This window comes from Jannaschia halovivens, from assembly GCF_046452375.1.
Taxonomy (GTDB): Bacteria; Pseudomonadota; Alphaproteobacteria; order Rhodobacterales; family Rhodobacteraceae; genus Jannaschia; species Jannaschia halovivens.
The window spans coordinates 555,743-579,541 of sequence record NZ_JBKFDJ010000001.1 but is presented as its reverse complement, the minus strand read 5'-3'; the positions used below and the strand labels follow the sequence as shown (position 1 = coordinate 579,541).

23 protein-coding genes are annotated in these 23,799 nt (G+C 67.7%); 11 read left to right on the top strand and 12 right to left on the bottom strand.

Annotated elements, in window-relative coordinates:
- Complete coding sequence (gene ntrX / locus ACK8OR_RS02935; protein WP_298431956.1) at window positions 1-1,395, top strand: nitrogen assimilation response regulator NtrX; 1,395 nt, start codon at window positions 1-3, stop codon at window positions 1,393-1,395.
- Here the strand turns inward: ntrX and ACK8OR_RS02930 are convergent.
- The gene (locus ACK8OR_RS02930; RefSeq protein WP_410187972.1) at window positions 1,392-1,808 is read right to left on the bottom strand and encodes a hypothetical protein; all 417 of its coding nucleotides are present in this window, start codon (window positions 1,806-1,808) and stop codon (window positions 1,392-1,394) included. The two genes, ntrX and ACK8OR_RS02930, sit on opposite strands and share 4 nt — an antisense overlap.
- A 110-nt stretch (window positions 1,809-1,918) precedes the next feature.
- Here ACK8OR_RS02930 and trkA point away from each other — a divergent pair, with 110 nt between their 5' ends.
- The 7 genes from trkA (at window position 1,919) to tsf (ending at window position 9,234) form a co-directional block, all read left to right on the top strand.
- Window positions 1,919-3,304, top strand: a complete 1,386-nt coding sequence (gene trkA, locus ACK8OR_RS02925; protein ID WP_410187971.1) for a Trk system potassium transporter TrkA — start codon at window positions 1,919-1,921, stop codon at window positions 3,302-3,304.
- Window positions 3,304-4,815, top strand: coding sequence for a TrkH family potassium uptake protein (locus ACK8OR_RS02920; protein ID WP_410187970.1), 1,512 nt, complete (start codon window positions 3,304-3,306; stop codon window positions 4,813-4,815). Before trkA ends, ACK8OR_RS02920 begins: the two co-directional genes overlap by 1 nt.
- A 127-nt stretch (window positions 4,816-4,942) precedes the next feature.
- On the top strand, window positions 4,943-5,191 hold the full coding sequence (gene hfq, locus ACK8OR_RS02915) for an RNA chaperone Hfq (RefSeq protein ID WP_298431944.1): 249 nt from the start codon (window positions 4,943-4,945) through the stop codon (window positions 5,189-5,191).
- Window positions 5,192-5,255: 64 nt separating this feature from the next.
- Window positions 5,256-6,560, top strand: a complete 1,305-nt coding sequence (gene hflX / locus ACK8OR_RS02910; protein WP_410187969.1) for a GTPase HflX — start codon at window positions 5,256-5,258, stop codon at window positions 6,558-6,560.
- A 101-nt stretch (window positions 6,561-6,661) separates the two neighbouring features.
- A complete protein-coding gene (locus ACK8OR_RS02905; protein ID WP_410187968.1) occupies window positions 6,662-7,219 on the top strand; it encodes a lipid-binding SYLF domain-containing protein in 558 nt (185 codons plus the stop codon).
- 224 nt (window positions 7,220-7,443) lie between these two features.
- The gene (gene rpsB / locus ACK8OR_RS02900; protein ID WP_410187967.1) at window positions 7,444-8,280 is read left to right on the top strand and encodes a 30S ribosomal protein S2; all 837 of its coding nucleotides are present in this window, start codon (window positions 7,444-7,446) and stop codon (window positions 8,278-8,280) included.
- A gap of 78 nt (window positions 8,281-8,358) precedes the next feature.
- Window positions 8,359-9,234 (top strand): translation elongation factor Ts, encoded by an 876-nt coding sequence (gene tsf, locus ACK8OR_RS02895; protein ID WP_410187966.1) that lies wholly within the window; start codon window positions 8,359-8,361, stop codon window positions 9,232-9,234.
- Between the two features lie 260 nt (window positions 9,235-9,494).
- On the opposite strand, the gene ACK8OR_RS02890 is transcribed toward tsf, so the two are convergent.
- Window positions 9,495-10,262: a LuxR family transcriptional regulator gene (locus tag ACK8OR_RS02890; protein ID WP_410187965.1), complete on the bottom strand. Its 768-nt coding sequence runs from the start codon at window positions 10,260-10,262 to the stop codon at window positions 9,495-9,497.
- A 78-nt stretch (window positions 10,263-10,340) separates the two neighbouring features.
- A complete protein-coding gene (locus ACK8OR_RS02885) occupies window positions 10,341-11,204 on the bottom strand; it encodes an MBL fold metallo-hydrolase (protein WP_410187964.1) in 864 nt (287 codons plus the stop codon).
- 167 nt (window positions 11,205-11,371) lie between these two features.
- On the opposite strand from ACK8OR_RS02885, the gene ACK8OR_RS02880 reads away from it, so the two are divergent.
- From ACK8OR_RS02880 to choV, 3 genes are read left to right on the top strand one after another with little or no spacing between them, the layout of a single operon-like run.
- The gene (locus ACK8OR_RS02880; protein WP_410187963.1) at window positions 11,372-12,292 is read left to right on the top strand and encodes a choline ABC transporter substrate-binding protein; all 921 of its coding nucleotides are present in this window, start codon (window positions 11,372-11,374) and stop codon (window positions 12,290-12,292) included.
- Between the two features lie 5 nt (window positions 12,293-12,297).
- Window positions 12,298-13,134, top strand: coding sequence for a choline ABC transporter permease subunit (gene choW, locus ACK8OR_RS02875; protein ID WP_410187962.1), 837 nt, complete (start codon window positions 12,298-12,300; stop codon window positions 13,132-13,134).
- A complete protein-coding gene (gene choV / locus ACK8OR_RS02870; protein ID WP_410187961.1) occupies window positions 13,131-14,165 on the top strand; it encodes a choline ABC transporter ATP-binding protein in 1,035 nt (344 codons plus the stop codon). Before choW ends, choV begins: the two co-directional genes overlap by 4 nt.
- Here the strand turns inward: choV and phoB are convergent.
- The 9 genes from phoB to proB form a co-directional block, all read right to left on the bottom strand.
- Window positions 14,150-14,839, bottom strand: coding sequence for a phosphate regulon transcriptional regulator PhoB (gene phoB / locus ACK8OR_RS02865; protein WP_410187960.1), 690 nt, complete (start codon window positions 14,837-14,839; stop codon window positions 14,150-14,152). The two genes, choV and phoB, sit on opposite strands and share 16 nt — an antisense overlap.
- Window positions 14,839-15,558: a phosphate signaling complex protein PhoU gene (phoU, locus tag ACK8OR_RS02860; protein WP_410187959.1), complete on the bottom strand. Its 720-nt coding sequence runs from the start codon at window positions 15,556-15,558 to the stop codon at window positions 14,839-14,841. Before phoU ends, phoB begins: the two co-directional genes overlap by 1 nt.
- 10 nt (window positions 15,559-15,568) lie before the next feature.
- Window positions 15,569-16,366, bottom strand: a complete 798-nt coding sequence (gene pstB, locus ACK8OR_RS02855) for a phosphate ABC transporter ATP-binding protein PstB (RefSeq protein WP_410187958.1) — start codon at window positions 16,364-16,366, stop codon at window positions 15,569-15,571.
- A gap of 14 nt (window positions 16,367-16,380) precedes the next feature.
- Entirely contained in the window at window positions 16,381-17,724 is a 1,344-nt protein-coding gene (gene pstA, locus ACK8OR_RS02850) for a phosphate ABC transporter permease PstA (RefSeq protein ID WP_410187957.1), read from the bottom strand.
- A complete protein-coding gene (pstC, locus tag ACK8OR_RS02845) occupies window positions 17,721-19,169 on the bottom strand; it encodes a phosphate ABC transporter permease subunit PstC (protein WP_410187956.1) in 1,449 nt (482 codons plus the stop codon). Before pstC ends, pstA begins: the two co-directional genes overlap by 4 nt.
- Window positions 19,170-19,229: 60 nt before the next feature.
- Entirely contained in the window at window positions 19,230-20,264 is a 1,035-nt protein-coding gene (locus ACK8OR_RS02840; RefSeq protein ID WP_410187955.1) for a substrate-binding domain-containing protein, read from the bottom strand.
- A 103-nt stretch (window positions 20,265-20,367) separates the two neighbouring features.
- Window positions 20,368-21,426, bottom strand: a complete 1,059-nt coding sequence (locus ACK8OR_RS02835; RefSeq protein WP_410187954.1) for an ATP-binding protein — start codon at window positions 21,424-21,426, stop codon at window positions 20,368-20,370.
- A 10-nt stretch (window positions 21,427-21,436) separates the two neighbouring features.
- Entirely contained in the window at window positions 21,437-22,693 is a 1,257-nt protein-coding gene (locus tag ACK8OR_RS02830; RefSeq protein WP_410187953.1) for a glutamate-5-semialdehyde dehydrogenase, read from the bottom strand.
- Window positions 22,694-22,704: 11 nt separating this feature from the next.
- Window positions 22,705-23,799, bottom strand: a complete 1,095-nt coding sequence (proB, locus tag ACK8OR_RS02825) for a glutamate 5-kinase (protein ID WP_410189857.1) — start codon at window positions 23,797-23,799, stop codon at window positions 22,705-22,707.

The window sequence follows — 23,799 nt, the reverse complement described above, 5'->3', positions numbered from 1 at the left end:
ATGGGCGATATCCTGATCACCGACGACGAGGCCGATATCCGGAGCCTTATCAAGGACATCCTGGAGGACGAGGGCTATGCCTGCCGGATGGCCGGCACCGCGGAGGACTGCATGTCCGCCATCGAGGAGGATGCCCCGAGCCTGATGATCCTCGATATCTGGCTCAAGGACTCGGACATGGACGGGATCGACATCCTGAAATCCGTGCGCCGCAGCCATCCGGACGTGCCGATCATCATCATCTCGGGTCACGGCAATATCGAGATCGCGGTCGCGGCCATCAAGCAGGGGGCCTACGACTACATCGAGAAGCCCTTCAACATCGACCAGCTGATGGTCGTCGTCAGCCGCGCGATGGAGGCGTCGAAGCTGCGCCACGAAAATTCCGAACTGCGCCGTCGCGATTCCACCTCGGCCGAGATGATCGGCCAGTCGACCGCGTTCAAGTCACTGCAATCGCAGCTCAAGAAGGTGATGAACTCGAACGGGCGCGTCATGCTCTCGGGGCCCGCGGGGTCGGGCAAGGAGGTCGCGGCCCGCTATATCCACGCCAACTCCAACCGCGCCAACGCGCCCTTCGTCACCGTCTCCTCGGCCTCGATCGAGCCCGAACGGATGGAGACCGTCCTCTTCGGTCGCGAGACGCCAGAGAAGGGGATCGAACCGGGGCTGCTGGAACAGGCCCACGAAGGCGTCATCTATTTCGACGAAATTGCCGACATGCCGCTGGGCACCCAGTCGAAGATCCTGCGCGTCATGGTCGAGCAGGCGTTCCAGCGCGTCGGCGGCACCGAGAAGGTCCGCGTCGATCTGCGGGTCGTGTCGTCCACCACCCGCGACCTCGAGGCCGAGATCCGGGCCGGGCGCTTCCGCGAGGAGCTGTACCACCGCCTGAACGTCGTACCCGTGCCCGTGCCTGCGCTGGAGGACCGGCGCGACGACATCCCTGTCCTGGCGGATCACTTCATCTCGGCGCTCAACAAGTCGCAGGGCCTGCCGCTGCGCGAGATCTCCGAGGAGACGAAGGCGCTGCTCCAGACGATGCGCTGGCCGGGCAATGTCCGTCAGTTGCGCAACGTGATCGAGCGCGTGCTGATCCTCGGCGACGGCAGCGGTCCGATCGAGCCGTCGGAGCTTCCGACGCCGGGCGAGGGCGGGGGTGACGACGGCGAAATGACGCTGACGGGCAGCCTCGCATCGCTGCCGCTACGGGAGGCGCGCGAGCTCTTCGAGCGGCAATACCTGATGACCCAGATCAACCGCTTCGGCGGCAATATCAGCCGGACAGCGAATTTCGTCGGGATGGAGCGCTCGGCGTTGCACCGGAAGCTGAAATCGCTGGGCGTGGTCACCAGCGCGCGCGGCGGAGCTCGGGTCGCGCGGGTCGACGACTAGCGCGCGGCCAACGTCCCGTCCCCGGTGACGCAGACGCCCCGCGCGTCGAAGGGATGGCTCCTCAGCGGCGTCACCGCGCCGCTGCAGGCGGGCAGGGTGGCCAGGTCGTATCCCTTGGCCCCCATGCAGGCTGCGATCGCGCGGTCGCGCAGGCTGTCGTTCCGGTCGTAGTCGAACACGTCCGGCCCGGCCGCGCCGATACAGACGCTGCCCTCGCAGACACGGCCGCCCAGCGTGATGCGCGGCGCCGTCGCGATGCCGGTCGCCGCGGGGAACTGGGCTTGCGCCGCGGCGGCGCAGGACAGGAATTCCTGTTCGGCCGTCGCCGCCTCGACGCCCGGCTTCAGCCAGACGGGTCGATCTGCGGCGGCACAGGCGGCGAGGAGGGCGAGCGGAGCGAGAACGCGTATCATGCCCGATAAGCTAGCTGTGCCTGCCGGTTAGGCAACAGGCCCGCCTGCATTGACCGAACCGCGGGGCAGGCGTAACCCGGAGCCTCAGGAAACCGCGCCCGAGGGCATCCATGAAGGTCATCATCTGCGGCGCGGGCCAGGTCGGCTGGCAGATCGCGCGCCACCTCTCGGGTGAGCGCAACGACGTCACGGTCGTCGACAACAATGCCGATCTCGTGCATCGCGCGACCGATACGCTGGACGTTCAGGGCATTGCGGGCCACGCGTCCTATCCCGACATCCTCGAGCGTGCCGGCGCCGAGGACGCGGACATGCTGATCGCGGCGACCCATTCGGACGAGGTCAACATGGTCACCTGCCAGGTGGCCCATTCGATCTTCACCGTGCCGCGCAAGATCGCGCGGCTCAGGGCGCAATCCTACCTGACGGCGATGCGGGCCGATCTCTACCGGCGCGACCACCTTCCCATCGATGTCGTCATCTCGCCCGAGCGCGAGGTGGCCGAGGCCGCGCTGCGCCGCCTGCGGGCCCCCGAAGCCTTCGACGTCGAGGAGTTCATGGAGGGTCAGAGCCAGTTCATCGGCCTCCATCTCGATGCCGACTGCCCGGTGCTCGACACGCCGCTGCGCCAGCTTTCCGAGCTGTTCTCGACCCTGCGGGCCGTGGTCGTCGGCGTCCGGCGGGCCAATCGCGGCCGCCTCTTCGCGCCCGAGCCGGGCGACCAGCTCCAGGCCGGGGACCAGGTCTACATCCAGTGCCATACCGAGGACCTGACCCGTACGCAGGAGATCTTCGGCAAGACCGTCCGCAAGCAGGAGCGGGTCGTCATCATCGGCGGCGGAAATGTCGGCCTCGCCGTCGCCGAGGCGCTCGAGGCCGCGCCGGAGCGCATCCGCGCCAAGATGATCGAGAAGAACCGCAAATGCGCCGAGCGCGCGGCTGAGGCGCTGGAGCGGACGATCGTGCTGTCCGGCGACGGCCTCGACATCGAGCTGCTGCGCGAGGCGAATATCGACCGGGCCGACGCCGTCCTGACCGTCACCGATGACGACAAGACCAACATGCTGGCCGCCGTCCGGGCGCGCGCAGCGGGCTGCGCCAAGACCATCGCGCTGGTCAACGATCCGACGCTCGTGCCGCTGCTGGGGCCGCTGGCCATCGACGCCTATGTCAATCCGCGCCAGACGACCGTGTCCTCGATCCTGCGCCACGTTCGCCATGGGCGCGTGCGCAACGTCTATTCCGTGGGAGACAGCGAGGCCGAGGTGATCGAGGCGCAGGTCATGTCCACCTCGCCCATGGCGGGCCGCCAGATCCGCGACATCGCCTTTCCCGAAGGCGCGCTGGTCGGCGCGATCCGCAAGGCCGACGGCCGCGTCGTCCGCCCCGAGGGCGGCAGCCGGATCGACGAGGGCGACGTGGTCGTGATCTTCGCACTCTCGGCAGACGTCCCCGAGGTCGAGCGGCTGTTGCAGGTGCAGGTGGACTTCTTCTGATGGGTCGCCTGCTGGCGCGCGTCCCGCCGCTGGTGGTGCTTGCGATGATCCTCGCGGCGTCGATGTACCTGCCGGCGATCCACGCCGTCATCCGCGACGCCCATGCGGAGTCGCGCGCCTTCTTCTACTGGGCCACGCTGCTTCTGGCGCTTCTAATCGGCCTCGCCGTCGCCACCGCCCGCGAGCAGTCGCGTAACGTGACGCGCAGCCAGCTCGTGGCGCTCCTGTCGGCCTATACGGTGCTGCCGGTGCTGGCGGCGTTCCCCGTCTCCGAGATCGTCGGCGATACCCGCTTCGTGAACGTCTATGTCGAAATGGTCGCCGCGGTGACGACGACCGGCGGCACCCTCTTCGCACCCGACCGCCTGTCCGAGAGCGTGCATCTCTGGCGGGCGATGGTGGCGTGGCAGGGCGGCCTGCTGATCTGGGTGTCGGCGGCCGCGATCCTCGCGCCGCTGGGTCTCGGCGGGTTCGAGGTCACGCGCGCCCAGACCGCAAGCGGGCGTGCCGCCGACATCCGCGTCGCCTCGGTCGAGCCGTCGCGCCGCCTGTCGCGCTCGCTGGCGGTGCTGGGCCCGATCTATGGCGGGCTGACGCTGGTCCTCTGGACCGTGCTCGTGCTGGCGGGCGAGGCGCCGACCCGCGCCGTCATCCACGCGATGTCGACGCTTTCGACCTCGGGGATCACGGCGGGCGGCGGCGTCGCCGAAAGCGCGGCGGGCCGCTGGGGCGAACTGGCGGTCTTCGCCTTCTTCGCCTTCGCTGTCACGCGCCAGACATTCACCGCCGACCTTCACCGCGACCAGGTCGTCCGCCTGACGCAGGACCGCGAGGTGCGCATCGCGCTCGCCGTCGTCGCGACCATCACGACGCTTCTGTTTCTGCGCCACTGGATCGGCGCATTCGAGGTCGATGCCGTTTCGGATACGGGTGCCGCGCTCCGCGCGCTCTGGGGGTCGGCCTTCACGGTGCTGTCGTTCCTGACCACCACGGGGTTCGAAAGCGCGGACTGGACCTCGGCCAAGTCGTGGTCGGGCCTCGAGACGCCGGCGGTCCTCCTGGCAGGCCTCGCGATGTTCGGCGGCGGGGTCGCGACCACGGCGGGCGGGGTGAAGCTTCTGCGGATCTACGCGCTCTATGCCCATGGCCGCCGCGAGATGAACCTGCTCGTGCATCCCCATTCGATCGCGGGCGGGCGCGGGGCACAGCGGCACCTGCCATTCGCCGGGATCGAAGCCGCGTGGATCTTCTTCATGCTCTTCGCGCTGACGCTGGCGGCCGTCACGCTGGCGCTGGCCTTCACCGGTCTCGACTTCGGGACGGCCGTCATCATGGCGACCGCCGGGCTGGCCACGACCGGGCCGTTGGCGCAGGTCGCCGGGATCGACCCGCAGGGGCTGAACGCGCTGCCGGACGCGACCAAGGCCGTCTGGGCCGCGGCGATGGTGGTGGGACGTCTTGAGACATTGGCGCTCATCGCGCTCTTCAATCCGGATTTCTGGCGCGGTTGACCGCCGACGGGTGGGGGTCCACGTCAAAATACCACCGGAAGGGGTAGAATATTACCCGAACCCGTCCCATAACTCCCTCCAGACCCAATCAAGAGTTGCCCGAGAAGGGCACGGAGGACAGAAATCCATGGCCGACAAGCAGAATCTCCAGGACGCGTTTCTCAATCACGTCCGCAAGACGAAGGTGCCGGTCACGATCTTCCTGATCAATGGCGTCAAGCTGCAGGGCGTCATCACGTGGTTCGACAATTTCTGCGTGCTTCTGCGCCGCGACGGACAGTCGCAGCTGGTCTACAAGCACGCGATCTCGACCGTGATGCCGGCCCAGCCCATCAACCTTTATTCCGGCGAGGACGATTCTGGCGAATCCTCCTGAGCAAGGCGGCGCGGGCTTCTCGACCGAGGCGGTCCCGACCCGCGCGCTGATCCTGCATCCCGACATGCGCGGCGGCGACCGATCCGGCCGCGCGCCCGCCCTCGCCCTCGAGGAGGCGGTCTCGCTGGCGCATGCGCTGCCGGGGCTCGACGTCGTGGACGCGATGACCGTGCGCCTGCCGAAGCCGCATCCGGGGCTTCTGTTCGGGACCGGCAAGGTCGAGGAATTGCGCGCCCGGATCGAAGCCGACGAGATCGAGCTCGTGCTCATCGACGGCACGGTCAGTCCCGTTCAGCAGCGCAATCTGGAAAAGGCGTGGCGAGTCAAATTGCTGGACCGCACGTCGCTCATCCTCGAGATCTTCGCCGACCGGGCCGCCACGCGCGAGGGCGTGCTTCAGGTCGAACTCGCCGCGCTTAGCTATCAACGCACGCGCCTCGTCCGGGCCTGGACCCACCTCGAACGGCAGCGCGGCGGGCTGGGCTTCGTCGGCGGCCCCGGCGAAACCCAGATCGAGGCGGACCGCCGCGCCATCGACGAGCAGATGGTCAAGCTGCGCCGCCAGCTCGAAAAGGTCGTCAGAACGCGCGAGCTGCACCGCGCCGCGCGCGCCAAGGTGCCGTATCCGGTGGTGGCCCTAGTGGGCTACACGAACGCGGGCAAGTCCACGCTCTTCAACCGCCTGACCGGGGCGGAGGTGCTGGCCAAGGACATGCTCTTCGCGACGCTCGACCCGACGATGCGCGCGGTCGAGCTGGAGAACGGCCTCGACGTGATCCTCTCGGACACGGTGGGCTTCATCTCGGACCTGCCGACACAGCTCGTCGCCGCCTTCCGCGCCACGCTCGAAGAGGTGCTGGACGCCGACCTGATCGTCCATGTCCGCGACATCTCGCACCCTGAAACCGAAGCGCAGGCCCGCGATGTCGAGGCGATCCTCGAGGCGCTTGGGACCGACGCCGAGATCCCGCGCATCGAGATCTGGAACAAGGCCGATCAGCTCGATCCCGCCGACCTGCAAGCGGCTACGAACCTCGCGGCGCGACGGGACGACGTCTATCTCGCGTCGGCGCTGACGGGGCAGGGGCTGGACGCGATCCTCGACCGGGTCGAGACGGACCTGACCGAAACGCTGACCGAGGCCGTGCTGTCCGTGCCCTATGCCGACGGGCGCGCGCGGGCCTGGCTCCACGAGGAAGGCGTCGTTCAGTCCGAAGCGGCTTGCGACGAGACCAGCGCCGAGATCTCCGTGCGCTGGACGGCCCGTCAGGCGGCGCGATTCAGCGCGGGCTTTCCCGCCCTGTCGGACACCGCGCCGGAGACCGAGACGGACGCCCCGGAAGCGACCCCCGGCGGTTGGACGCCCTGAGGGCGCATCGGTGGTGACAGAAGGGTGAGGCTTTGCTATCCTTCGCGCACGATCGGGGCAGCAAGACTCCGGCAGAGCAGACTTTGGACAGGACAGATCCCATGACCGCACTCACGCGTCGCCGCTTTCTCGCGGCCGCCTCCGCACCCGTGGCCCTCGCCGCGTGCGGCAACGGCGTCGGCTCGAACGGCGCCACCCGCATCGACCAGCGCGTCGATGCCGCCTTCAACTTCATGTACGACACGCTGCCGGACACCCAGGTCCTCGCCGGAAAGGCCGCGGGCATCCTGATGATGCCCGTCGTCACCGAGGGCGGGTTCTTCGTCGGCGGGGCCTACGGGCGCGGCGCGCTGCGTATCGATGGCGTCACGGTCGACTACTACTCGACCACGGCGGCGTCGGTCGGCCTGCAGATCGGCGGCCAGCAATACAGCCACGCGCTCTTCTTCATGACGCAGCCGGCGCTGTCGAACTTCCGCACTTCGACCGGCTGGACCGCGGGCGGCGACCTCGAATACGTCACGCCCAACAGCGCGGGCGCGCTGACGACGGACACCACGGCGCTGCTGACGCCGGTCGTCGCTGTCGTGTTCGGGCAGGCGGGCCTGCTGGCGGGCGCGTCGCTCGAAGGCGCCAAGTACAACCGCATCATCCCCTGACGCTTGCGCGCGGGCCGTCCCCGGCCCGCCGCAATCCGGTCCGGACGGAACCCGGGCGCATCCTTTGCGCCCGATCCCCTTGCGGCGGGCGGAATCATCCCGTAAGCGAGCGGCACTTCACAGGCGGGGGCGGGCCTCCGGGGGAGACATCCCCGACAGGTCCACCGGTTGGCCATTTGGTCGAAACCCCCGCCGAGGCACAAACCGGAAAGGTTACGAGAAACATGGCTTTGCCTGAATTTTCCCTGCGTCAGCTCCTCGAGGCCGGCGTTCACTTCGGCCACCAGACCCAGCGTTGGAATCCCCGGATGGGCCCGTATATCTACGGCGCCAAGAACGGCATCCACATCCTGGACCTGACCCAGACGGTTCCGCTCCTGGATCAAGCGCTTACGGTCGTTCGTGACACCGTGGCCCGCGGCGGCCGCATCCTCTTCGTCGGCACCAAGCGCCAGGCACAGAAGCCGATCGCCGATGCCGCCGAGCGCTGCGCGCAGTACTACATGAACCACCGTTGGCTGGGCGGCACGCTCACCAATTGGAAGACGGTGTCCAACTCGATCAACCGCCTGAAGAACATCGACGAAGCGATGGAGCAGGGCTTCGAAGGGCTGACCAAGAAAGAGCGCCTCGGCATGGAGCGCGACCAGGGTAAGCTGCAGGCCTCTCTCGGCGGCATCCGCGAGATGGGCGGTCTGCCCGACCTGATCTTCGTGGTCGACGTCAACAAGGAAGACCTCGCCATCGCCGAAGCCAAGAAGCTGGGCATCCCGGTCGTCGCGGTCGTCGACACCAACTGCTCGCCCGATGGCGTGGACTACATCATCCCCGGCAATGATGACGCGGCGCGCGCCATCGCGCTCTATTGCGATCTTGTGGCCCGCGCGGCGCTCGACGGCATGAGCGCGCAGCTCGGCGCCGCCGGTGTCGATATCGGTGCCATGGAAGAGGGCGCCACCGAGGAGGCCGTCGAGGCCGCCCCCGCCGAGGAGGCCGCCGAGGCCCCCGCGGATGCGGACGCGGCCCCGGCCCCGGCCGAAGAGGCTGCCGCCGAGGCCTGATCGCTTCGCCGTCAAACATTTACGGGGCGCGTTTCACGTAACCGCGTCCCGATGATCACATTCACAGGAGACGAGATCATGGCGATCACCGCGAGCATGGTGAAAGAGCTGCGCGACACGACCGGCGCAGGCATGATGGACGCCAAGAAGGCGCTGACCGAAACCGATGGCGACATGGAAGCGGCCATCGACTGGCTGCGGACCAAGGGCCTGGCCAAGGCCGCGAAGAAGTCGGGTCGCACCGCCGCCGAGGGCCTCGTGGCCGTCGCCGTCAAGGACGGCACGGGCGTCGCGGTCGAGGTCAATTCCGAAACCGACTTCGTCGCCAAGAACGCCGACTTCCAGAAGATGGTCGCCGAGATCACGCAGACCGCGTTGGCCGTTCCGGATCTGGGCGCGCTGACGTCGTTCGAGATCGGCGGCAAGTCGATCGAAGCCATCGTGACCGACAAGATCGCGACCATCGGCGAGAACATGGCCGTACGCCGCATGTCCAAGCTCTCGGGCGACGCCGTGACCTCCTACGTGCACAACGCCGCCGCCCCCGGAATGGGCAAGATCGGTGTACTGGTCGCGCTGTCGGGCGCGAACGATGCCTTCGGCAAGCAGGTCGCGATGCATGTCGCCGCCGTGAACCCGGCCTCGCTCTCGGAGGACGACCTCGACGCCGCGATCGTCGAGAAGGAGCGTCAGGTCCAGATCGACATCGCCCGCGAGAGCGGCAAGCCCGAGCAGGTTATCGAGAAGATGATCGAGGGCCGGATGAAGAAGTACATGTCCGAGGTCACGCTGCTGAACCAGCAATTCGTCGTGAACCCCGACCTGACGGTCGCACAGGCCGCGGCCGAGGCCGGCGTCTCGATCACCGGCTTCGTCCGGCTGGAAGTGGGCGAGGGCATCGAGGTCGTGAAGGAGGACTTCGCCGCCGAGGTCGCCAAGGTCGGCCAAGCCTGACCCACTGACATCGTTGGATGATTTGGCGGCGCCGGAGGAAGCTCTCGGCGCCGCCCGTACGTCTGGCCCCTGGGGAGGGAGAGGCGGGGCCGCAGTCGACGACGGACGAAACCATGCCCGCCGCCGCGTCAGACCGGACGGTGGCCTCGCGTAACGATGCGCGCCGACCCGCCGGGGTGTCCTTCGGGGCGAACGGCCCCGATCTCACCGGACGGGTTCAGCATGACGCTAGGGAAGCGGTGGCCCAAGTCAGGGATTCCTTACCCTGCGTCGGCATTCTCGTAGCGGAAGACCTGGTTCTGGATCGTGGCCTTGCGGATGGCTTGCGCCGTGGTCTCGACGTCGAGGGCTTCGCGCGCGAGGCGCATGTGTTTCTCGACCGTCGCTGCCGTCAGGCCCAGCACCTGTGCCACGTCCTGCGCCGTCTTGCCGTCGGCCACGAGCTCCAGCACCTCGCGCTGGCGCAGGGTCAGCGCGTGACCATGCTCTCCATAGGGCAGGGACAGGATCACGAGGTGCGCGACATTGTTGAGAAGCTCGATCTCGTCGCCCTTGTCTTGCCAGAGCGCATCGATCGCCTCTTGCGTCATGGTCGTCGAGGCCAATCCGATCCCGTGCCCGGTGCGCGGCGACACCCGTGGGAAGCTGATCCCGTAGCCCGCGTTGACCCCGTGGCGGCGATTGAACTCCATCACGCGAAGCTCGGCGGGCGAGAGCTTGCCCGCCTTCGCATCCGTCAGGATCTCGGACCAGCTCATGGTGCCGACATTCTGCATCGCCCAGCGGACGAGCGGCGCATCGCGGAAGAGATCGGATTCGAGATACCCTTGGGTGAATTCGCGCGGATGGTTGGTCAGGATCAGCGCGTCGCGCAGATCGCCCATGCCGTTGTCGGTGCGGAACCGCGTCGCGGCATAGAGACAGCGATCGAACCCGTAGGTCGCCATGCGCGCGGCGTGGGCGTTCCAGACCTCTTCCAGCTCCGTCAGCCGGGTCAACGACAGAAGATAACGATCGAGATCGTCCATTCGAGCTCCGCACGGTTCAGGCCAGGCCAAGTTACGAACACGTCGTATCGGAGTCGAGGCGCAACCGGGGGAGGGCGGTCAGAGCGGGATCGACAGACCGTCATAGGTGACCGTCAGACGCCCCTCGTAATGCGGTGTGACGGCGGCTGCGAAATCATCCGGGCCGATCTCCGGGTCGTCCGCCGGCACCAGGTGATGCAGGACGAGATGGCGCGCGCCCGCACGGGTCGCGAGCCGTGCGACGTCGGCGGCCTCGGAATGGCTGGCCATGATATGGGCCTTCAGGCGCGCGCCGTTGCCGGTCTTGGCCACCAAGCGGTCGACGCCGTGCTCCAGCATCGCCTCGTGGATCAGGATGTCGGCATCGCGAGCGAAATCCTCCAGCGGCGGGAACGGCGCGGTATCCGCGCTGAAGACGACATGCTTCGACACGCCGTCGAAGCGGAGCGCGAAGCAGTCGGTGACGGGTGGATGGTGAACACGAAGCGCCGCGACGTCGAGGCCCGGCACCTCCAGCGGGCCTTCGGCGATCTCGTGGATCGTGACGAGATCGCGCATGTCGGGGCGGCCTTCGTCAGCGATGCGCAGGTCGATATCGTAGGCCAGCGACGCGAGGAACCCGTGCCAGAGCGCGTCGAGGCCGGGCGGACCGAAGATCGCCACGGGCGTCGACCAGCCACTGGTCCAGGCGGTGTGGAGCAGCGGGCCGAGTTCGAGCACGTGGTCGCTGTGGAGATGGGTGATGAAGATCAAATCGAGATGCTTGAGGTCGAGGCCGGCCTCGACCAGGCCACGCGTCACGCCGAGCCCGCAATCGACCACGCAGGCGCGCCCGTCGATCTGGAGGAGCGACGCGGTCGGGTTCGGACCGCCACGCCGGATCGCCGGGCCGCCCTTGGAGCCGAGGATCACGAGACGGTCTGCTGCGCTGGCGTCGTTCATCGCGTATGGATAGCAGGGTGCAACGGCCCGGCAAGCGGTTCCGGGGGCATACTCGCACTTTACATAATTCCGGTTAACGGACTCATGCACCCACGGCGGCCCCCGTGTTGCGTCCCGTCCCCCGATGGCGTCTAGTCGACGCAAAACGCATCAACGGGAGAACTCACATGCTTCGTCTGACCCTCGGCGCTTCTGCGCTGGCCCTGACCGCTGCAAGCGCGGCGGCCGAATGCTCCACGGTTCGCTTCTCCGATGTCGGCTGGACGGACATCACTGCCACGACCGCCGCCGCGACGGTCGTGCTCGACGCGCTGGGCTACGAGACCGATGTCAAGGTCCTGTCGGTGCCGGTCACCTACACCTCGATGGCCGAAGGCGATATCGACGTGTTCCTAGGCAACTGGATGCCCACGATGGAGGGCGATATCGCCCCCTACCGCGAGGCCGGAACGGTCGACACGGTGCGCGCGAACCTTCAGGGCGCGAAATACACGCTGGCTGTGAACGCCGCCGCGCAAGGTCTTGGAATCAATACATTCGCCGATATCGCCGCGCAGGCCGATGCGCTCGACGGCAAGATCTACGGGATCGAGCCCGGCAATGACGGCAACCGCCTGATCCAGTCGATGATCGACGGCGACGCCTTCGGCCTGTCGGAGTTCGAGGTGGTCGAAAGCTCCGAGCAGGGCATGCTGGCGCAGGTCGACCGCCTGACCAAGCGCGACGAACCGATCGTCTTCCTCGGGTGGGAGCCGCATCCCATGAATGCGAATTTCGACCTCACCTATCTGGAAGGCGGCGACGACTTCTTCGGCCCCGATCTCGGCGGCGCGACCGTATACACCAACACCCGCGCGGGCTATGTCGAGGAATGCCCGAATGTCGGCGCGCTCCTGCAGAACATGGAGTTCACGCTGGCGATGGAGAACGAGATCATGGGCGCGATCCTCGATGATGGCGCCGATCCCGAGGAGGCCGCGTCCGCGTGGATCTCGGCAAACATGGACGTGCTCGGAGGCTGGCTCGACGGTGTCACGACGCTTGATGGCGGCGATGCGACCGAAGCCGTGACCGCCGCGCTGAACTGATCGGCATGGACTGGCTGACCGAGACCAAGATCCCGGTCGGCCGGACCGCCGCGGCGATCTTCGACTGGCTGCAGGAAAACGGCGCGTGGTTCTTCGACGGCCTCGCCATCGCCATGGAGGCGATGATCGACGCGATCCTCTGGGTGCTCCAGGCGCCGCCGCCGCTTCTGGTGGTGGCGGTCTTCGTAGCGATCACCTGGGGCCTGCGCCGGTCGTGGAAGCCGTGCCTGCTGGTCGGGCTCGGGTTCCTCTTCATCCTCAACCAAGGCTATTGGGAGGAAACGACCGAAAGCCTGACCCTCGTGCTCTCGGCCTGCGTCGTCTGCATGGCCGTGGGCGTGCCCATCGGCATCGCGGCCGCCCATCGCCCGCGCCTCTATGCGGCGATGCGGCCCGTGCTCGACCTGATGCAGACGCTGCCGACCTTCGTCTACCTCATCCCGGCCATCGTCTTCTTTGGCATCGGCATGGTGCCCGGCCTGATCGCGACAGTAATCTTCGTCCTGCCCGCGCCGATCCGCCTGACCTATCTCGGCGTAAGCTCAACCCCCCTGCCCTTGCTTGAAGCCGCGCGCGCCTTCGGGGCGACGGCGCAGCAGGTCCTCTGGAAGGTCGAGCTGCCCTACGCCGCGCCGCAGATCATGGCCGGGCTGACCCAGACGATCATGCTGTCGCTGTCGATGGTGGTGATCGCGGCGCTGGTCGGCGCGGATGGCCTCGGGGTGCCGGTGGTCCGCGCGCTCAACCAGGTGAACACGTCGCTCGGGTTCGAAAGCGGCATCGTCATCGTCGTCGTCGCGATCATGCTCGACCGGATGCTGAACCGGGGGGCCGCGAAATGACCGACCCCGCCGTCCGGCTTGACAAGGTCTCGATCGTCTTCGGCGACACGCCCGACGACGCCCTCCCCCTGATGGACGAGGGTCTGGATCGCAGCGAGATCCAGACGCGCACCGGCCAGATCCTCGGGGTGCACGATTGCAGCCTCGACATCGCGCCGGGCGAGATCGTGGTCCTGATGGGCCTGTCTGGGTCGGGGAAATCGACGCTGCTGCGTGCGGTGAACGGGTTGAACCCGGTGGTGCGCGGCCGGGTCGTGGTGCGCGACGGCGACTGGTCCTGCACCCTGCCTGAGGCCGATGCCGCCGACCTGCGCCAGGTGCGGCGCGAATGCGTATCGATGGTGTTCCAGCAATTCGGCCTTCTGCCGTGGCGCACGGTGCGCGACAATGTCGGCCTCGGGCTGGAGCTTGCGGGCATGTCCAAGGCCCGGATCGCCGAGCGGGTGGAGCGGCAGCTCGAGCTGGTAGGCCTGGGCGACTGGGGCGACCGCAAGGTGGGCGAGCTGTCGGGCGGCATGCAGCAGCGGGTCGGGCTCGCCCGCGCCTTCGTGACCGACGCGCCGATCCTTCTGATGGACGAGCCGTTCAGCGCGCTCGACCCCCTGATCCGGTCGCGGCTGCAGGACGAACTGCTCGAACTGCAGAGCCGCCTGCAACGCACGATCCTCTTCGTCAGCCACGACCTCGACGAGGCGTTCAAGCTGGGCAACCGCATCGCGATCATGGAAGGCGGGCGCATCATCCAGTGCGGCACCCCGCAGGAGATCATCGCTGCCCCCGCCAACGCCTATGTCGCGGATTTCGTGGCGCATATGAACCCGTTGGGCGTTCTGACCGCCGAGGATGTGATGAGCGCGGACCTTCGCGGCGGCGATGCGTCCGCCCTGCCCCACGACACGCCGCTGGGTGCTGTCATGTCGGCGGTGCGCGCGGGTCCCGTGACGGTGACGCGGGCCGGCGCGCCGGTGGGCCGCGTCACGCCGGACGACGTGCTGCGCGCCCTGACCGAGAGGGCTCAGCCGAGCGCGTAGCCCGCGCCCCGGACCGTGCGGATCGGATCGCCCTGCCCCTCGGAGACGCGCAGCGCCTTGCGCAGCCGCCCAACGTGGACATCGACGGTGCGGCTGTCGACATAGACGTCGCGGCCCCAGACCCGGTCGAGAAGCTGATCGCGCGACCAGACGCGGCCGGGCCGTTCGAGGAAGGTCGTCAGAAGCCTGAACTCGGTCGGGCCCAGATGCAGCTCCTCGCCGCCCCGGAAGACGCGATGCTCGACCGTGTCGATGGCGACGTCGCCATGCTCCAGCCGCTCGCCCACGCTTGCGGGGCGGACGCGGCGAAGCTGGGTGCGGATGCGGGCCATCAGCTCGACTACTGAATAGGGCTTCACGACGTAGTCATCGGCCCCGGTCTCCAGCCCGCGCACCCGGTCCACTTCTTCGGAGCGCGCGGAGATCATGATGACCGGGATGGACCGCGTGTCGGCGGCGGATTTCAGGCGGCGGCAGACCTCGATCCCCGACACTTCGGGCAGCATCCAGTCGAGCAGGATCAGGTCCGGCGTCTCCTCGCGGGCGAGGTCCATGGCCGCGTCACCCGATGTCGCCTGCCGGACATCGTAACCCTCGGCCTCGAGGTTGTAGACGAGGACCTCGCGCTGCGGGGCCTCGTCCTCGACCACCAGGACGGCGGGACGCGCCGACATCAGCCCGCGGTGCCGCCCGCAGGACGGCTCGTGATGTCGGCCTTGGTGCGGTCCTCGTCGGGCATGTCCCCGGTTACGAGGTAGATGACCTGTTCCGCGATGCCGGTCACGAGGTCGCCCATCCGCTCGATGTTTTTGGCCATGAAATGGAGGTGCATGCAGGCGGTGATGTTGCGCGGGTCTTCCATCATGTGCGTCAGGTATTCGCGGAAGAGGCCGTTATACATCTGGTCCACCTCTTCATCGCGGGCGCGCACGTCGGCGGCGAGGTCGGCGTCGCGCTGGATATAGGCATCCAGCACGTCCTTCAGCATCATCTGCACGGCCTTGGACATCCGCTTGAGCGATGCCTCGCTGCCGTCGACGGTGTGCAGTTCCATGATGATCTCGGTGCGCTTGGCCATGTTCTTGGCGTAGTCGCCGATCCGCTCCAGCGCGGCCGAGATGCGGAACACGGTCAGTACGGTGCGCAGGTCGGTTGCGATGGGCTGGCGCAGCGCAATGACGCGGGCGGCCTCCTCGTTCACGTGCTGCTCCATCGCGTCGATGGCCTTGTCGCCGCGTCGCACGCGGTCGGCCAGTTCGGCGTCCCCGTCGGCCAGCGCCTCGGTCGCCTTGGCGATGGCGTCCTCTACCTGGCCGCCCATCTTCATGATGAGCGCCTGGATGGCTTCGAGGTCGCGGTCGAAGGCCGTGGCGATGTGGTTCGATTGGATCATGGGATGCTCCTCAGCCGATCCGGCCGGAAATGTAGCTCTCGGTGCGGGGATCTTCGGGCGAGGTGAAGATCTGGCCCGTCTCGCCGTATTCCACGAGGCTGCCCAAGTGGAAGAAGGCCGTCTTCTGGCTGACCCGCGCGGCCTGTTGCATCGAGTGGGTGACGATGACGACCGAGTAGTTCTGGCGCAGCTCGTCGATCAACTCCTCGACCTGTGCGGTTGCGATGGGATCGAGGGCGGAACAGGGCTCGTCCATCAGCAGGATCTCTGGATTGGTGGCGACGGCGCGCGCGATGCAGAGACGCTGCTGCTGCCCGCCCGAAAGTCCCGTGCCCGGCTGTTGCAGGCGATCCTTCGCCTCGTCCCAGAGGGCCGCGCGGCGGAGCGAACGCTCGACGATGTCGTCGAGGTCTGACTTGCCCGACGACAGACCGTGGATGCGCGGCCCGTAGGCCACGTTGTCGTAGATCGATTTCGGGAACGGGTTCGGCTTCTGGAAGACCATGCCCACCTTTGCGCGCAATTGCACCGGATCGACGCGCTTGTCGTAGATATCCTCGCCATCGATGCGGATGTCGCCCTGGACCCGTGCAACCGGGATCGTGTCGTTCATCCGGTTGATACAGCGCAGGAAGGTCGACTTGCCGCAGCCCGAAGGGCCGATGAACGCCGTCACCGTCTTGTCGGCGATGTCGACATCGACATCCTTGATCGCGTGCGTGTCGCCGTAGAAGACCTGCACGCCGCGCGCCGTGATCTTGTTGTCTTGCTGGTCCACGGCTCTCTCCGTCAGTCGCATGTCGTTCATCATACCGCTCCCGTCTACCACCGCCGCTCGAACTTGCGGCGCAGGAAGATCGCCGTGAGGTTCATCACCAGAAGGAACGCCAAAAGCACGATGATCGCCCCGCTCGCACGCTCGACGAAGGCGGGGTCGGACCGCTGCGTGAAGTTGAAGATCTGGACCGGCAGCGCGGTCGCCGGATCGAACAGGCCCTCGGGCGGGCCAGCCGGATACTCGCGCACGAAGGCCACCATCCCGATCAGGAGGAGCGGCGCCGTCTCGCCCAATGCTTGCGCCAGCCCGATGATCGTACCGGTCAGGATGCCGGGCATCGCCAGCGGCAGGACGTGGTGGAACACCGACTGCATCTTCGACGCGCCGATCCCGAGGGCCGCGTCGCGGATCGAGGGCGGCACCGATTTCAGCGAGGCGCGCGTGGCGATGATGATCGTCGGCAGCGTCATCAGCGTCAGGACGAGCCCGCCGACGATGGGTGCCGATTGCGGCAGGCCCGCGAAGTTGATGAAGATCGCGAGGCCGAGGATGCCGAAGACGATGGACGGCACGGCGGCGAGGTTCGAGATGTTCACTTCGATCAGGTCGGTGAAGCGATTCTGCGGTGCGAATTCCTCGAGATAGATCGACGCCGCGACGCCGATGGGCAGCGCCAGCACCAGCACGATCAGCATCATGTAGAGCGAGCCGATGATCGCGACGCCAAGGCCCGCCGCCTCGGGACGCGTGACCGAGGCGTCGGGCGCGGTCAGGAAGCGCCAGTTGAAGCCCGTCTCCATCATGTCCGCGGCCACGAGGTCCTCGGCCAGCTGCAACTGCGCGGGGCTCACGTTCTGGTCCAGCTCGGCCGTCGCATAGGTTACGCGGCCCTTGAAGAAGCCGTCGATCCGCCCGTTCGCCAGCACCTCAACCGGGATCGTCTCACCTAGGAGATCGGGGTTGGCGAGGACGAAGTTGCGCAGCTGCGCCACGCTTTCGTCCGAGATGAGGTCGGCGGCGTCCCCGGCGTCAAGCTCCGTCTCGATCCCCGCAGCGGCGAGCGTCGACTCGAAGCCGTCGCGCAAAAGCGGCGCGTAGCCGAAGGTCGTGACCTTGGCCATCTCCTCGGGGTCGCGATTGCCGGTCGGGTCGAGCCGCTCGGGCACCAGCGGGACCATGATCTCGATGGTGGTCTGGCGAAAGGCCGAAAGCCCGTTCGACAGGATCGAGGTCAGCAGCATGATCAGCATGAGCACGCCGATACAGACCGCCGTCAGCCCGTAGGCCCGGAACCGCTTCTCGGCGGCGTTGCGCTTGGTCCTGCGGCGGTCCTGGCCCAGCAGGCTGCCCTGCCCGGCCCCGCTCGCGGGGGCTGTCGCATCGGTCATTCGTATTGCTCCCGGTAGCGGCGCACGATGAAGAGCGCGAGGACGTTGAGCCCCAACGTGATCACGAAGAGCGTCAACCCGAGCGCGAAGGCCACCAGCGTCTCGGGCGAGGCGAAATCGGTGTCACCGGTCAGCTGGCTGACGATCTTGACGGTGACGGTCGTCATCGCCTCGAACGGGTTGAGGTCGAGGCGGGCCGCGGCCCCTGCCCCGAGGACCACGATCATCGTCTCGCCGATGGCGCGCGATGCGGCGAGCAGGACGGCGCCGACAATGCCGGGCAAGGCGGCGGGGACGATGACCTGCCGGATCGTTTCGGATTGCGTCGCCCCGAGGCCCAGCGAGCCGTCGCGCATCGCCTGCGGCACGGCGTTGATGATGTCGTCCGAGAGCGAGGAGACGAAGGGGATGAGCATGATCCCCATCACGAGGCCCGCCGTCATCACCGATGAGGCGGAGTTTCCGAGGCCCAGCGGCGACGCGATCGCGTCGCGCAACAGCGGGCCGACGGTGACGAGCGCGAAGAGGCCGTAGACGATGGTCGGGATGCCCGCGAGGATTTCGATCATGGGCTTGGCGATGCCGCGGAAGCGTTTGCCCGCATATTCCGACAGGTAGATCGCGGCGAAGAGCCCGATGGGCACCGCGACCAGAAGCGCGATGAAGCTGATATAGAGCGTGCCCCAGAGAAGCGGCAGGATGCCCAGCTCGGATGCGCCGCCCCGGCCTGAGAAGCTGGGCGCCCAGTTGGTCGAGAAGAAGAACTCGGACGCCGGATACTGGCGGAAGAAATTCATCGTCTCGAAGAGCATGGAAAGCACGATCGCCACGGTCGTCAGGACCGCGATGGACGCGGCGGCAATCAGCAGGACGAGCACGCCGCGTTCGACGACGTTCCGCGCCCGGAAGGCCCCGTCCGAGGCGCGCCACGCGATGGCCGCCCCGATCAGCGCAACGGCGAGAACCGCGACCACCATGATGCCGCCGAGCCAGGCGCGCGCGCCGCGATAATCCTGTGCTGCGGCCACGATCTCGGGCGTCAGGTCGGCGCCGAGTGCCGTGCCGCCGTCCTGGATCGTCGCCGCGAGCGCGTCGAGGTCCAGAACGGAGAGCCCGTCCTGATCGGCCACCGCGTCCAGCCCATCGGCCACGCGGCGCACGTCGGACATCACGAGGCCGATGGTGCTGCCCTCGGGGACGGCGGAGGCGGGGAAGTCGGCCGCGATCGAACGCTCGAGCAGGAGAGGCTGCAGCACGAGCCAGAGCACGAGAAGCCCGAGCGCGGGCAGCACCGCGGTCAGCAGGCCGTTGAGGCCGTAATAGGTGGGAAGCGAATGGAGGCGACGGGCATCGCCATCGACCGATCCGAGCGCGCGACTGCGGGCCAGGATGAAGGACGCGACCCCGAGGACGGCGAGGATCAGCAGGATCGTCGTCAGCGACATGTCAGGTGCCCCCAGGCCAATCGTGGTGGACCGGGGCGTCACCGCCCCGGTCCGATCGCATCAGTTCATGACCGTTTCGTCGGTCACCGTCGCCTGCACCGCGCCCAGCTCCGGGTCGGAGACGAGGCCGTATTCGGCCAGCGGACCGTAGGGCCCGGCGATGTCGTTCGAGACGAAGAACTCGGCGAACTCCTTCAAGCCGGGGATCGCGCCGATATGCGCCTTCTTGATGTAGAAGTAGAGCGGGCGCGACACGGGGTACTCACCGGTCGAGATGGTCTCGGTCGAGGGCGTGACCCCGCCCATCGTCGCGACCTTCAACTTGTCGGTGTTGTTCTCGTAGAACGACAGGCCGAACACGCCGACGCCGTTGGGATCACTCTCGATCCGGGCCAAGGTCTCGGTATAGTCGCCGTCGATATCGATGGCGCGGCCATCGTCGCGGATCGACATGCAGGCATCCTCGGCACCGTCTTCGTCCATGCCGGCATCCATCATGCGCTGCATCGCGCCGGTGTCTTCGCAGCCCTGCAGGACGACCTTCTCCTCGAAGACTTCGCGGGTGCCGTGCTTGGTGCCGGGGATGAAGGCGAGGATCTCGGCGGCGGGCAGGTCGCCGTCGATATCGGACCAGGACATGTTGGGATTGGCGGCCATTGTGCCGTCCTCACCCGGGATCTCCTTGGCCATCGCGAGATACCATTGCGACGGCGTGAAGGCGGTGAATTCGGGGCCCGACTGCTGGCTGGCGAAGACGATGCCGTCGTAGCCGATACGGACCTCGATGATGTCCGTCACGCCGGCGGCGGCGCAGGCTTCGCGCTCGCCGTCGCGGATTGCGCGGGAAGCGTTGGCGATGTCGATCGTGTTCTCACCGACGCCTTCGCAGAAGCGCTTCAGACCAGCCGAGGAGCCACCCGATTCGACGACCGGCGTGGGGAAGTCGAAATTCTCGCCGAAGGCTTCGGCCACGATGGACGCGTAGGGCAACACGGTGGACGAGCCTGCGACCTGCACCTGGTCGCGTGCGGCGGCGGCGGTGGCGGACACGGCGGCGACGGCCAGGGCCGAGATCGCGGTCTTGGTGACGGACATGGATTTCTCCTGTGTGGATCTGTCTGACGGACACCCCCCTGGCATCCGTTGGGCGCGACCTAGGCTTCCCATTTGGGGCTTTTGTGAACGTTGGGTAACAGTTTTATGACGGCCCCGGCGGAAGGGCCGGAAGAACCACCTCGACCGTGGTGCCGCGCCCCTCACGGCTGTCGATCCTGAGCCGTCCGCGATGGCGGTTCACGATATGCTTGACGATGGCCAAACCAAGGCCGGTGCCCCCCTGTTGGCGGCTGCGGCCAGTGTCGACGCGGTAGAACCGCTCGGTCAGACGTGGGATATGTTCCGGCGGAATGCCGGGGCCGTCATCGGCGACGGTGATCCGCCAGGCCGGGCCCTTGAGAACCGGCTCGCGTGCGACGGGCGCGATCGCGACGCGGACCGTGCCCGCATCGGCGCCGTACTTGACCGCGTTCTCGATCAGGTTCGACATCACCTGTATCAACTGATCGCGATCCCCCGGTGCGGGTGCTGCGTCCGGTCCGTCGAAGGCGAAGGTCACCTCGTCCGCGCCGGGCCGCAGCATCTCGATCACCTCGGCCACGAGGCGTGACAGGTCGATCTCGTCCGTGGGACGCCGCCGCGCCTGCCCCTCCAGACGGCTGAGCGACAGAAGGTCGGACACCAGCCGGTTCATCCTGGCGGTCTCCTGCTCCATCAGGGCAAGGAAGCGCTGCTGCGCGCCCGGATCGTCGCGTGCGGAACCCTGAAGCGTCTCGATGAAGCCCATCACGGCGGTCAGCGGCGTCTTCAGTTCGTGGCTCACATTGGCGACGAAATCACGGCGCATGGATTCGCCCGCGCGGGCCTCGGACAGGTCGCGGAAGACCAGCATCACCATGCCGCGCGGCCTGTCCTCAAGGGGCGTCACGTGGACGTCGAAGAGCGACTCGACCGCGCCCGACGAATGGGTGAAGCGCGCCCGCCCCGCCTGCCCGGTCGAGAGCGCGTCCTCGACCGGCCCCAGCAGGTCCGGCTGGCGCAGCGCGCTGACATAGGATTTGCCCAGGACCCAGACGCCGAGACGGTCGCAGGCGGCGTCGTTGGCGATGGCGATGCGCCCGTTGCCGTCCAGCAGGATCGCAGGCTCCGGCAGGGCTTCGAGCATCCGGCGGAGCAAGGTCATGTCGGGTGGCCCGGCCATGACCGCCGCCTCAGGCCCGCGTCGCGCCGTCGGCCGTCACGAGATACTTGAAGCTGCAGAGCTGTTCGGCCCCGACGGGGCCGCGTGCATGCATCTTGCCCGTGGCGATCCCGATCTCGGCCCCCATCCCGAACTCGCCGCCATCGGCGAACTGGGTCGAGGCGTTGTGCATCAGGATCGCGCTGTCGAGTCCGTCGAAGAAGGCCTGCACCGGCGCGGGATCGTCGGCGAGGATACAATCGGTGTGGTTCGACCCGTAGCGCCGGATATGCGCGATGGCATCTTCAACGTTATCAACAGGTTTCGCGGCGATCTTCATGTCGAGGAACTCGGTGCCCCAATCGTCCTCGGTGGCGGCGACGGTGCCCCGCATCCCCTGGGCGCGGACCTCTACCCCGCCGTCCATGAGCATGTCGCAGAGGTCCTGCCCCAGCGTCTCCGCGATGTCGCGATGCACCAGAAGGCACTCGGCCGATCCGCAGATACCGGTACGGCGGGTCTTGGCGTTCAGGACGACCGTCTTCGCCATCTTGGGGTCGGCCGACGCATCGACATAGATATGCACGATGCCCTCGAGATGGGCGAAGACCGGCACCCGCGCCTCGCGCTGGACGAGGCCGACGAGGCCCTTGCCGCCCCGCGGGACGATCACGTCGATATGCTCCACCGCGGTCAGCATCGCCTGCACGGCGGCGCGGGCGCGGGTCGGCACGAGCTGGATCGCGTCCTCGGGCAGGCCCGCCGCGCGCAGGCCTTCGACCATGGCGGCGTGTATCGCGCCGGAGGAATGGAAGCTCTCGGATCCCCCGCGCAGGATCACCGCGTTCCCGGCCTTGAGGCAGAGCGCACCCGCATCGGCCGTGACGTTCGGGCGGCTTTCATAGATGACGCCGACGACTCCCAGCGGCGTGGCGACGCGGCGGATGTTGAGGCCATTCGGCCGGTCCCATTCGGCTAGGACGCGGCCGACGGGATCATCCTGCGCCGCGATGGCGCGCAGGCTGGCGACGATGCCGGCGATCCGGTCCTCGTCCAGCGCAAGGCGGTCAAGCATCGCGTCGGTCAGCCCCTTCTCGCGCCCGAATTCCATGTCGCGGGCGTTGGCCTCGACGATTTCGGCGCGGCGGGACCAGAGCGTATCGGCGGCGGCCTCGAGCGCGGCGGTCTTCTGCCCGGCGCTGGCCTGCGCGAGGGTCACGGCCGCTTGCCGCGCGGCCTCGCCCATCTGGTGGAGGAGGGCGGGAATGTCGTCGGCGATGTCCTTCATCACGCGTCTCCTCAGATCGCCATGTCGTCGCGGTGGACCAGTGCCGCGCGGCCGGGATAGCCCAGCACATCCGCGATGTCACCCGACCGCAGGCCCTTGATGCGCCGCGCCTCGTCGCCCGTATAGCGCACGAGCCCCTGCCCCATCGCGCGACCATCCGGCCCTTCGATCGTGACCGGATCGCCCCGTCCGAACGGCCCGCCGACGAAGGTCACACCCGCAGGCAGCAGGCTGCGCCCTTCGGCCAAGGCACGGGCCGCGCCCGCATCTACCGCGACCGTGCCGCGCGGCTTCATCGACGCGATCCAGCGCTTGCGCGCCGTGCGGGGATCGTCGCGGGCGGCGAACCACGTCGCGCGCGCGCCGTCCGACAGCGCCCGCAGCGGATGCGGGTCGCCCCCGGCGGCGATCACCAGCGCGCAGCCCGCATCGGTGGCCGTCCGTGCCGCCATGACCTTGGTGATCATCCCGCCCTTCGACACGCCCGACACCCCCTCGCCCGCCATCGCGACGATCTCGGGCGTGATCTCGGGCACCTCAGCCAAGTGGGTCGCGTCCGGGTCGAGATTGGGGTTCGCGGTATAGAGCCCGTCCACGTCCGAGAGCAGGATGCAGACATCCGCGCCCGCCATCGCGGCGACCTGTGCGGCCAGCCGGTCGTTGTCGCCGAAGCGGATCTCGTCGGTAGCGACGGTGTCGTTCTCGTTGACGATGGGCACCACGCCGAGCGCCAGAAGCGTCTCGAAGGTCGAGCGCATGTTCAGGTATCGCCGCCGGTCCTCGCTGTCGTCGAGCGTCAGGAGGATTTGCGCCGAAGTGACGCCCAGCGGGCCGAGCGCATCGGCATAGGCCCCGGCCAGACGGATCTGGCCCACGGCGGCTGCGGCCTGCGACTGTTCGAGGCTGAGCGGAGCGGCAAGCCCGAGCACGCGACGCCCGAGGGCGATCGACCCCGAAGAGACGAGAATGACGTCCCGACCATGTGCCCGGAGCGCGGCGACGTCTGTGGCAAGACCGGCCAGCCAGTCGGCGCGCAGCCGTCCTGTGTCGCGATCGACCAGAAGGGCCGAGCCGACCTTGACGACGATCCGCCTGGCGTCCGCCAG